Annotated in this window: 4 protein-coding genes; all 4 read right to left on the reverse strand. The window is 61.7% G+C overall.

What is annotated here, in order from left to right; all coding sequences use genetic code 11:
* On the reverse strand, nt 1–7,887 hold a 7,887-nt coding region (locus ACFWYE_RS23055), incomplete at its 3' end, for an autotransporter-associated beta strand repeat-containing protein (protein ID WP_379114577.1).
* A gap of 440 nt (nt 7,888–8,327) precedes the next feature.
* Nucleotides 8,328–9,473 (reverse strand): helix-turn-helix transcriptional regulator, encoded by a 1,146-nt coding sequence (locus tag ACFWYE_RS23060; protein WP_379114579.1) that lies wholly within the window; start codon nt 9,471–9,473, stop codon nt 8,328–8,330.
* 143 nt (nt 9,474–9,616) lie between these two features.
* A complete protein-coding gene (locus ACFWYE_RS23065) occupies nt 9,617–11,392 on the reverse strand; it encodes an SLC13 family permease (protein WP_379114581.1) in 1,776 nt (591 codons plus the stop codon).
* 83 nt (nt 11,393–11,475) lie between these two features.
* Nucleotides 11,476–12,366: a D-glutamate cyclase family protein gene (locus ACFWYE_RS23070; RefSeq protein WP_379114764.1), complete on the reverse strand. Its 891-nt coding sequence runs from the start codon at nt 12,364–12,366 to the stop codon at nt 11,476–11,478.
* Nucleotides 12,367–12,407: the final 41 nt, after the last annotated feature.

The raw sequence follows: 12,407 nt of genomic DNA on the forward strand, positions 1-12,407 counted from the left end.
CGTGGTGGTGCCGGTGTAGTCGTTCTGCCCCGACAGCGTCAGGGTTCCCGCCCCGGTCTTGGTCAGGTCGCCGGCACCGGTGATGTCGGCGGCGACGCCTGCGGCAAAGCCGTTGCTGTCGAAGGTGCCGCCACCGGCCGAGAGCGTGACGGCACGGGTTGCCGCGACATCGAAGGCAGCGTCGTAGCGCAGCGTGCCGCCATCGAAGGTCAGCCCGCCGGCGGTATCGCCGAGATTACCGTCGCTGGCGACGGCGATGGTGCCCTTGTTGAAGAAGGTGCCGCCCGAATAGCTGTTGGCGCCGGTCAATTCCAGCACGCCGGTGCCGTTCTGCGCGACCTGGCCATGGCTGCCGGCCCTGTCGGAGACGACACCGGAGAAGGCGTAGGTGTCGGAGCGGTTGAAGGCGAGCGTGCCGCCGAGCTGCACATCACCCAGGATCGAACCCGTGGTGCCGCCATTGCCGAGCTGCAGCGTGCCGGCCTCGACGACCGTGCCATCGCCATAGGTGTTGTCATTGGTCAGGATCAGCGTGCCGGCACCTGTCTTGTGCAGCGTGCCGGGATCGGTGGCATCGGCAATCACGCCGGAGATGGTCATGGTGTGACCGTTGGTGTCGACCGTGCCGTAGCTCGGGCCGACTTCGAAACGGTTGGCGAAGGTCAGGCCATCCGCTCCAGCCTGGAACACACCGGTATCGTTCAACAGCACACGCCCAGTGCCGACGGCGCTGTTGTTCGTCACGATGAGTGTCGCCGCGATTCCGCCGAAACGGCCGACGGTCGTGCCACCATGATATTCATTCACTCCCGAAAGTGTCAGCGTGCCGCCGTCGATTGTCAGTTTGCCGAAAGAACTGGGCGAGCAGCCGATACCGCATTCGCTGATTGTGCCCGAGAAGGTACCGTTCGCGGCGGTGATACGGAGATCGTGGTCGCCGAGACGGATTTCGCCGCTGCCGCTCAGAGACTTGAACGTGGAAGACGCCCAGCTCCCCGCGAAATCGAACAAGCCGTTCACGACGAGGCTGCTGGATGACGACAGACCGCCATTGTTGACAAGCCAGAGGCTGCCGCCCTGCTCGACCGTCGTCGTGCCGGTATAGGTGTTCGTACCGGAAAGGTACTGCGATGCACCGCGCGCGATCGTCACGCCGCCCCCCGTTCCTCCGCCGATACCGCCGTCTTGGATCGAGCCGATAAATGGATTTGAGGAACTGCCGGCGTCGGTGATGGTCAGAGTTTTCGAACCGAGCGCCACGACGCCATAGCCCGATGGCCCGAACAACTGGCGGACACTGGTTCCGTCTGTCGTCTGTGAGATGTCGAAAGTACCGCTGACCATGATGAAGGAAGAAGCGGAAATGGACCCGCTGCCCTTCAGCGCCAGCGTTCCGGAAATTCCTGTCGTGCCGGCATAGGTGTTGATGCCAGACAGCGTCTGCGTACCGGCACCGATATCGATAAAGCCATCGCCGGCGATCACCCCTGCGAAATCGCCCGAACCGTTGCTGATCCCAAGTCCCTTGTTGCCCAGTTGTACGGTTCCGGCGGATGTTCCAACAAGGCTGCTGATCGAGACAAGGCCGGCGGTGTTCACCCCGGAAATGTCGAAGGTACCGTTTTCAATGTTGATCCCGCTGGAGGAGCTGATGTCGCCTACGCCCGACAGCGCCAGCGTGCCGCCCTTGATCGTGGTGGCGCCGGTATAGTCGTTGACGGTCGAAAGGATCAGCGTGCCGCTGCCGAACTTGTCCAGACCGATGCCGGCGGCGCCCGTCAGGATCGAGGCGATCTCGGCAGTGACCCCTGCATTGACGTTGACGAAGCTCGCCGAGCTGTTGTTGGCGCTGTCGCCACTCAGCGTCAGGTCATCGCCTTCGATCTTGTAACCGTCGCTGGTAAACTGGATGCCCTCGAAGCCGACGGGGCCGCTGACCTTCACCACGTCGCCGGTGCCGGTGAACACCGCCACCGAGCCATGCCACTGGTCGTTGAAGTCGGCCGCACCCGGAGCGCCGGTCCAGTTGGTTCCTGCCGCACTCCAGATGCCGGCGCCACCGTCGACAGTGCCGTTGCCTAAACCGTCGGTGCCATCCCAGAACTGCACGATCTGGTCGCCGTTCTGGATGAACAGGTTGACCTGGTGCGGGATCGCGGTCTGGATGGTGGCGCTCGCCGGCAGGCTGGAATAGCTGCCCGACACCGTGCCGTCGACATTGAAGAGCCGGTAGTAGCCCGACACCGCGCCTGGCGTCAGCAGGGTTCCGCCGAGCTGGAGATTGCCGGTGACGTAGACGAGGTCATTCAACGGACCGCCGACGGTACCCGGAGCGCCGAGCTCGAACAGGCTGGTCGAGCCAGCACCCAGGGTCAGGTCGCCGGCGACCGTCAGCTTGCCCGGGCTGCTGCCAGCCGACAGCGTGCCGTTGACGACCGTGCTGCCCAGCGTGCCATTGCCACCGATCGTGGCACCGGCATCCACGGTGATGCCTGACGACGAAGCGATCGAACCGTTCACCAGCAGCTTGCCGCCACTCACCGTCGTCGTGCCCGCATAGGTGCTGGTGCCGGTGAGGATCGTCGTGCCCGCTACCTGTTGGACGCTACCATTGCCGGAGATGTTGGACGCAAACTGATAGTCCGTCTCGGTGTGGTTGAAGACGATCTTGCCACTGCCTGCCCCAAAATCCACCACTGGCGCGTCGAGTTTGCCGGCGCGGGCCGCTGTGTCGCCCGCGGCAGCGCCGATGTTGAGCGTCCCCGTCGATCCCGCATATTGAGCGATCCGTAGATAGCTGGCTGACACACTGCCACTGTCCTGGATGGTCAACTGGCCGTTGCCGGAGTCGCCGAGAGACACCATGCTGCTGTTGGCCCAAGTCGAGCCTTGGCCGGTCACCATGACTGTACCCGTTCCGCTGGACAGATATCCGATGCGCGCGAAGGTGTTGTTCACGACGCCGCCATTGGCAATCGTCAATTCGCCATTGCGAGCGGAACCGATGTACAATTCTTTGCGGTTGTTCCAGGTCGAGCCTTGGCCTGTCACCGTGACCGTGCCCGACGAGCCGACCTGATATCCTATCCCCCCAACCGCGTTGTTCACTGTGCCGCCATCGGCAACCGTCAAACTGCCGGTGCCGAGATAACCGACATGCAGATCATGGCTGTTGTTCCAGGTCGAGCCCTGGCCGATCACCTTGACGGTTCCGGAGGACCCGAAAGTGTGACCTGTGTACGCCTGGGAGCTGCTGACGGTGGCACCGTCAGCAATCGTCAGTTCGCCGGCTCCCCGATAGCCGACGTACAACTCGCCGCCATTTGTCCAGTTCGCGCTGTTGCCTGTGACCAGAACCTTGCCGTCGGAACCGGCCGCGTTGCCGGCATAGCCGTCGCCGTTGGCAACTGCCCCGGTTATCTTCAATGTTCCGCCATCCACGCTGGTGGTGCCGCCATAGGTGCTGCTGCCGGCCAGGGTGAGCGCACCGGCACCGATTTTGAGAAGGCTGCCGGGGCCTGTGACGTTGCCGCTGACGGTCGAGGAGAATGTGTTGGTGTCGATCGTTCCACCATTGGTGGTGAGCGTCAGATCGCGCGTCGCTGCGAGGTCGAATGTCGCGCCCAGCTGTAGCGTCCCGCCATCCAGCGCCAATCCGCTGGAAGCGTTGCCGAGATTGGCGTCGCTCGAAACAACGAGCGTGCCTTGCGAAATGACCGTGCCGCCGGAATGGGCGTTGCTGCCGTTGAGCGTGAGCGTCCCGGTACCTTGCTTGACGACGGAGCCCGCCCCTGAGATCACGCCTGAGAATACGGAAGTGTTTGTTTGATTGACCCTGAGCACGGCTCCGCCGAGTTCGACCGTGCCGCCGGTGCCCGACAGCTCCGACATCGTAAGGCCGAAACCGCCGAGATCCAGAGTGCCGCCATCGACCGTGTATTTTGTGTTGTCGACGAACCCGTTCTCGGAGCCCGCCCGTAATGTTCCATCTTCGACAACCGTTCCGCCGTTGTAGCTGTTGAGAGTTGCCGAGAGCGTCAGCGTGCCGTTACCGGTCTTGACGAGCCTGCCGCCCGAGCCAAAAATGGTACCGCTGACCGTGGTCGTCAGGTTGTTGCTGCCGACTGTGAGGGTCTTCGCTCCGAGATTGAAAGTGCCGGCACCTTCGATCGAGCCGACTGTTGTTCCTGCGGACGACAGTTGCGAGATGCTAATATTGGCACCTCCATTCATCACAATACGCGCGTTACCACCGCGGCTGGCTCCCTGAAACACCACAAGTGTGGCGGAGTTGCCGATAATCGTCGCCTGGTCGGCATTTGCATTGTCTGTAAAAAACACGTTTCCGCCGATATTGGAGATATTGGCGGAGCCGGCGCTTGCGGTGTTGTAGAATCCCACGGCACCGTAGTCGTTGACGATGGTCATGGAACCGGCGTTCGTGCCGCCGCTGAAATACATATTGCCGGCGCCACTGATCTCGGTGATGCCGCTCGCGTCCGCGCCATCCAGTGTGAATGTGCTGTTGCTGACGGTCACCTTGCCTGCGATCGAGCCGAGGCTACCGACTGTCAGCGAGCCGGCGCTGACAGTCGTACCGCCAGTATAGGTGTTAGCGCCGGTCAGCGTGAGGTTGCCCGTGCCGGACTTGACCAGTGCGCCGGAGCCGGAGATGGCGCCGGCATATGTTCCTATACTCGCTCCCTGATCGAAGGAGAGCGTTGCGTTGTTGACGATGTCGCCGCGCAAGCTTGTTGTGTTGCCGGCAAGGGTACCGGCGCTGATCACGGTGCCGCCCGTGTAGGTGTTGGCCCCCGTCAGCGTCAGCGTCCCCGAACCGACCTTGGTCAGCGCGGTCTTTTTGGTTGCACCGTCTTTGATGATGCCGCTGAAGGCGGTCGAGTTGTTGTCGCGGCCTGCCGTCAGTCTCGCATCGCTCGTACCGCTGTTGGTGACAGTACCAGTTCCCGTCAGCGAACCGATCTCCTGGTCGGTTCCGCCGAGGTCTATGGTCGCACTGCTGGCAACGCCGAAGGCACTGCTCGAGGCAAAGCTGTTGGTTGCACCGCCCTTGAGCGTGCCGCTGGAGATGGTTGTCGAGCCTGTGTAGGTACTTGAGCCGGAAAGTGTCAGCGTTCCGCTGCCGGTTTTCACCAGGGAACCGCCGGTGCCCTCTATCCTTCCGCTGACTTCGGTCGACCTGTTGTTGCCACCGACGGTGAGCGTCTTCGCGCCAAGAAAATGTACACCGGCACCTTCAATCGAGCCCGTCGCCGTTCCGGTTGTGGCGTTGGATATGTCGAATGTGCCGCCGGTATTGGTGATGAAGCGCGCGTTGCCCCCGCTGGCATTGCCAAAAAACCTGGCAGTTCCGCCGCCATTGGTCGTGATGGTTGCGCTTCCGGCCGTGCTGGCAGCCCCGATGAGAACCCTTTCGTTGAAGGACAGGTCACCGTTGTTGGTGATGACGGCATTGCTGGCGGTGCTGCCCTCAAGGAAGGACAAGGTCAAATTGTTGGTAATTTTCGCATCGGCAGCGGTGCTGGTGCCGGAAAAAGCCAGATCGGAGTTGTTGGTGATTTGGGCAGTGCCGGCTTTGCTGCTTCCCGAAAACACCACGCGGTGCCCGGTTCCGCTCTCGTTGACGATTGTGGCGTTGTCGGCCGAGCTGTCGTCATCGAAATTCACAGTGCCGCGGTTGGTTATGATGGCCGTGCTGCCGGCCTTGCTGGTGTTGTTGAAATTCAGCGTGCCGTTGTTGCCGATCCCGGCGCTGCCGGCGGTGCTGGAGCTATTGAACGCCAAGGTGCCATTGTTGGTGACTGCGGCGCTGCCGGCCGTGCTGGTGTTAAGGAAAATCGCGGTGCCGTCATTCGTGATTTCAGCGGTGCCTGCGCTCGAAGCACCGCCGAAATAGGTTGTGCCTTTGTTCGAGATGCTTGTAATGCCGCTGGTGTCGGCATTGACAATATTGAAGACGCCGATCGTTCCGACATCCACGCTGCCAAGAATCCTGCCGGTTGTACCGGCCGTGCCGATCTGCAGGGTGCCGCCGTCGATCTTGGTGCCGCCAGTGTAGGTGTTGGTGCCGGTGAGCGCGACGGTTCCCCCGCCGCCGATCGACAGAGCGGCGCCGCCGATCACACCTGACAGCGTCAGCGTCTTGTCGGCATAGGCCGAGATCGTTCCGCCCCCCGTGCCGAGCGTGATGCTGCGCGCAGAGGTAAAGGTTTCGGTTGCAAAAAGCGTGCCGTTGGTCGTGGCGTCGCCCAGCCTGAGGCCACTGGCCAGGCCGCCGAGCTGGCCGTCATTGCCGATGCCGATCTTGCTGTTGGCGCGCACGACGGTGCCGCCCGTGTAGCTGTTGGCATTGTTGGTCATGAACAGCATGCCGCCGCCGATCACGTCGACCACACCTGGCGCGGCACCGTCCTCGATCTTGCCCGACAGCGTTATCGTGCTACCGGCGGTGTCGAAGGTCGGATCGGCAGTCAGCGCAAAGCCGTTGTTGAAGGTGCCGTTCGTGTTGAACTGAACGGACGTACCGTTGCCCAGTGATACCTTTCCGTAGCCAAGCGAGCCGTTTTTACCGGGCGAGATTCCCGCGCCCACGCTAACCGTCGTGCCCGGACCACTGACGACCAGCCCATTGAAATTGTTGGCGTCGTTCAGAAGCTTCAGCGTACCGCCGCCGGAAAGCGATATTCCCTTGTCGCCAACACCTTCAACCGAACTCGAGACCGTAGTTGTAGTACCTGCCGAGATTGCGATGTTTGTCATCGCGTCAGTGGTTGTGAAAATCGCCCCACCGAGCCCGACACCGTTCTGCGACCCTCCACCACTGCCGGATCCACCAGTTGCAGTACCACCTATTGCCGCGTCTCGTGTGTTGCTGATCGTTAATGTGGCGCCGCATTTGGCGTCGATCGCTGCAGTGCAGACGAACACGCTGCCGCCCATGCCGGCGCCGCCGCCGCCCCAACCGCTGGACTGGCCACCCGCACCGCCGCCGCCGCCATAACCGCCGGATGCCCCGCCGCCACCGAAACCGGCACCGCCACCGCCACCGCCAAAGCCGCCATTGCCGCCGCGTCCGCTTGTGCCGACGCCACCGCCACCGCCACCGCCAAAACCACCGTTCGCGCCGATAATGCCGCCGCCGCCGCCGCCGCCAAAACCGCCGGTGCCGCCATTGCCTCCAGAGTTGCCGGCGCCGCCATTCGCGCCGCCGCCACCGCCGCCATTGCCGCCAAAACCGCCGCCGCCGCTGTTGGTTCCGCCGCTGGTTCCGCCTGCGCCCGCATTGCCGCCGGGCAGGATTCCCGCCGACCCACCGCTGTTGTAGTTGCCGCCATCGGCGTTTACGCCAACGCCGCCGCCACCGCCCGCCCCGGCGCCGCCGCTAAAGCCGCCGTCGCCACCCAGGCCACCGCCACCTCCCGAAATGCCCCCGCCGGCGCCGTTGCCGCCTTTGGCGCTATTGCTGGAGAAACCAACATTCGTCAGAGTCACATCGCCGGACATGGCGAACATGCCGCCGCCCGCCCCAAGCCCGCCACCGCCGCCACCTGCGCCGCCGTCGCCGCCTTTGGCATAGCCGTTGGCTAGAGTTATATTCGAGATGTTGATGTCGTCACCGCTCGGCGCGGCGATGAAGAAGATACGATATTGATTGTTACCGCTGATCGTATGGTCGTTGCCGGTGATCGTCACTCCCTTGGTGATCGCGGTGAGTTCCGCAGTCAGCGTGATGTTGCCTGTAATGTCGATCGTGTCGCCGCCGCTACCGGCATTCACGTTGGCGATCGCGGTCTGCAGGCTGGCGGTGTCGTTGGCGGTGTAGGTCGCGGCCGATGCAGACAGCGGCGACAGCGCGAATCCCGCCAAGGCTGTGCCCGCCGAAAGCCGTGCGATCCAACCTGTACGAATTCTCAAACCCGCCCTGGCACTCACTTTCGATTCCTCCCGCACTTTTCCTGGGCGTAGACACCAACTCCAAAGCGGGCGCGAGCCCTGGACGGGATACACCCAAGAAAAGCCAGCAAATTGATTTTATTGATAAAATGGCAAAATCCCGCCGCTCCGCATGCTTGCGCATACTGAGTGCGGGCCGCTTTGCTCCGAAGGAGGCGGTCGTGTGATGACAATCCAACCCGCGGCGTGGAAACATGCCCCACACCGTCCCTGCCCCTCGGTCAATCGAGCGTTTCACATGCCCGGTACCGCTTGGAGCGTCCTGATGCCGCGCCGTGGGTTTTCTGAAATTTTTCTGAAATTTGCACGCTTCAGCGAATGCGGGGCTTCACCGAGCTTGACAGTTGGTTTGTCTAAGCTCGCCGGGCAGGCTGGTGCAGTCCGCCCTCAAGCATCATCATCAATCGTATCAAATCGGCTTGCCGGTTCGTGCCAGTTTTCTCGAAGACGCGCTGCAGATGGACGCGAACGGTTGGCAGGGACACCGAGAGGTCATCGGCAACGGCCTGCAGCCCCTGGCAGCGCGCCACGGCCAGAGCCACGTCGGTCTCAGCCCTGGTTAAACGATATGTCTGGCGAAGGACCGACGATGGAAACTCTGCCTGAGCTTGCGGGTTCACCAGCAGAACCAGTGCCGACGAAGGTTTGCTGTTCGCGCTTCGGCGGCCAACTGGCACGACCTGCACCAAAAGTGGGTGATGTGTGCTTGATGAATGCAACGCGTAACTCCCACCAGTCAGCGTACCATCGGCCAGAGCCTGGGTGGAATTTCCAATCAGTTTTTGGAGCACGGCATCATCAGCTGATCGGACGGCTTGCAGATGGCCTCCGATGCCGACCTTGAGATCGACCCCTTTGCGAATGTGGTCAAGCGCTGCCGAATTGGCATAAACGACCCTGCCGTTCGCTGAAACAAGGATCACGCCGTGACGAACTGCTTCCCAGGCGTCGAAGGTGTCCTTGCCAATGGCTGCGTGGTGCGCAAGCAGTGACTGGGTCCGCAGGGCTTGCCTGAGATGCGGTGCCAAAAGCCGCATCAGATCCTGCCGCTCCTGCGTGCCATAGGCTTCCGATCGAAGCGGAGCTGCGATGCAAAGCCACGCATCGACCATCGAATCCGTATTCAGCTTCGCAAACAGGCCATCTCCCACTTCGTTGGGGAGCGCCCAGTCGACGAAGAACTCGCTGCGCAGCAGTTCCGATCTCGACGTAATTTGGTCCCCCGTCAGAATGGCGCCTACGGGAGAATGGTGAATGGCCGCCGCGACCGGATCCATGCGGCCATAATAGGCATTGTATGTTTCCATCGTCGCCGGGTCCGTACCGGAAGACGCCACCTTCATCTCGCGCGATTTCGGGTCGACTACCAGAAGGGCCACACCGAAAGCGTCGAAGGCTCCTGCAATGCGTCGCAAGGTGAAGTCCCACCTGGCCTCGTCGAGGGCGGCCTCGTGGATGTTGGAAACCAGCTCGGAAAACTGGTCAAGCGCGACGGTCATGTGCCCCTCCGGCAGCGACAACGCCGTACTAAGCTGAGCGAAGAGCTCAGCTTGTCAAGGAAGAAAATTCAGCTTTCGAGACCAGGTCCTTTTCATGGCAAGCCCTGTGCACGGGAGGTACAGTTCCGCGAAGCTGGCCCGATCTATTGCAGCGGCCAGACAAGCATCAGCATCGGGACCGCGACTGCTATCACAAGGATGGAAAGCGGAAGACCAAGACGGGGATAATCGCTGAACCGGTAGCCGCCCGGTCCCATCACAAGCGTGTTGCACTGGTGGCCGATCGGGGTCAGGAAGTCGCAGCCGGCGCCAATGGCAACGGCCATCAGGAAGGCTTCCGGGTGATAGCCCAGTGTCGATGCGAAACCTGCTGCCACCGGCGCCACCACCAAGACCGTCGCGGCATTGTTGAGGAACGGCGTAACCGCCATGGCAACGACGAGAATGAGCGCCAACGCCCCGGCCGGCGGCAATTTCGAGCCTATTTCAGCCAGCCACATGGCGATCACATCGGTCGCACCGCTGCGGCGCAGAGAGTCCGAGACCGGGATGAGTGCGGCGAGCATGACCAGGATCGGACCGTCGATGGCATTGTAGATGTCGCGGATCGGCACGACGCGAAAAAGCACCATCGCAACGGCCGCCGTGAAGAAGGCCACTGGTATGGGGACCACTCCAGTGGTCGTGGCGATCATGGCGGCAGCCAGGATAAGGATGGGGATACTGCCGCCCCGCACGCTGCCGAGCAGGATTGGCCGTTCGGCGAGCGGCAGCGCGCCAAGTTCACGCAGGATATCCGGCAACCGCGTTCGCTTGCCCTGCAGCAGAAGCACGTCGCCCAACCGCAGGGTCAGCGCTCCGAGACGCTCGCTGATGCGTTCACCTTTGCGGCTGACGGCCAGAAGATTGATCTTATAACGATCGTAGAGCGCAAGGCGCTGGGCGGACCAGCCGATCAAAGGTGAGCTTTCACCTAGGACCGCTTCGACCGCCACGTAGGATTCGCTGCTGCCTTCCCCGGAATCCTGCCTACCATCGGTCAGGTCGAGCTTGGCCTGGGCAACGACGCGGTCGAGTGCTTCTGGCGGGCCCTCAAGCAGAACGATGTCACCTTCGCGCAGCCTGGCGTCCGGCAGGGGTGCAACATGGAACGTTCGTGAACGCAGAATGGACGTGACCACCACCTCGCTGCCAGCATAACTCATCAGTTCGCCGACTGTTTTTCCATTCACCGTTGAGCTCGAAACGACCAGTGCCTCGGTGACGTAGTTGTTGACGTCCAAAGCATCCTGAACAGAACCGGCTTCGCGAACACGAACTGGCACCAGCCAGTAGAACAGCGACAGGAAGATGATGCCTGTGATGGCGAGAGCCGCTCCAACAGGGGTGAAGTCGAACATCGTGAAGGAGGTTCCCGTCAGTTCCTCGCGAATGCGCGACACGACAACGTTTGGCGACGTGCCTATCTGTGTCATCAGCCCGCCAAGCAGCGAACCGAAAGCCATCGGCATCAGAAAGACCGAAGGTGAACAGTTGGATCTGCGCGCGAACTGAAAGGCAATCGGGATCATGATTGCCAGCGCACCGATATTCTTGACGAAAGCCGACAGCACGGTGACGACGGCCACCAGCAGCACCAGTTGTGCCCGGACGCCCGTCACGTTAGGGGCGATGCGCTGTATCGCGAATTCCATGACGCCTGAGCGGGCCACGCCGGCACTGACCAGCAACGCGCTTCCGACAATGATGACAATATCGTCGCTGAACCCCGAGAATGCCCGGTCGTAGGGTACGACACCAACGGCAAGCGCGAGGATCAATGCCAGGCAAGCGACGAGATCGTAGCGCAGCCGCCCCCAGACAAAGGCGACCATCATCAGGATGATGACGGCGATGGAGAGGAGCTGATTGATTGCCATGGAGGGGAGGTTCCCGCTCCGGTCTGGTTTGTCAACGACCTGTATGTTGCCAGACCATAGTATCTACCTGAAGGCACGTCGCGCTAAGCGACCCTTGCAGTGTCCTGACGGGCCACTGCGTCCACGTCAGTGATGAGCAGATGACCGGGAGAAGCGGTAATGGCGATCGCCAGCTCCGCATGCATGAGGGCTTCCTGCGCTGTCACGCTGCTTGCCCAGAATACGGGAACCTCGTCGCCCCGCAGATCGATCGGATCGCCCCAATCAGGCGAATCGAGATCCGTTATGCCCAGGATTGAAGGGTCCCCGACGTGAAAGGGCGAACCATGAGCGTTAGGAAAACGTGTGGTTATGGCTCGAACCCTGTCGATGTCGCAGCGTCTGATGGCGCGCATGGCGACAACGAGATTGCCGCCAAACGGGCCGACCGCACGACTTCTGATGCCTGTGCGGTACTTTGGTATTGGTCCGCTGATGCCGCCATGACGCAGTTGTACCCCCTTCTCCACCAGTGTCGGCTCGAAGCTCAACGAACTGCCCAACGCAAAGGCAGAAAAATCCTCACGCCACAGATCAGCGATATGGTTGGTGTGATGCACGAACTCGCCATAGCAGAAGACGCTGTACTGGGGGGCGTCGGTACGGATATCGATATTTCCCAGCGCCGGAACAAAAGGGCTGCCGGCGCGGCCGAGCCCGACGAGCGGGCATGCCTTGGAGTTGGCGAGGCAGAATTTGTGAAAATCGGCGGCGAAACGCTGCGGCACGATAACCACATTCGCCTGCAGCTTGCCGCGTGCCAGGCCGCTGGTTGCGCCCCTGTAGGCGCCAGCCCTGACCATTCGGCGCAGCTGGTCAGGCTCGACCAGCCGCAAATCTTCGACGATTGAACTGGTCTGACGTCCCATGCTTCGAGGTAGTCCGCGCTGCTTAGACTCTTCAGGAAGTGCTAAAATCAGAGTTGGCGATAGCACTGTCAAATCACCAGAATTTTCTCCTGACAATAAATTGCATT

Source organism: Mesorhizobium sp. NPDC059025, from assembly GCF_042739655.1.
GTDB lineage: Bacteria > Pseudomonadota > Alphaproteobacteria > Rhizobiales > Rhizobiaceae > Mesorhizobium.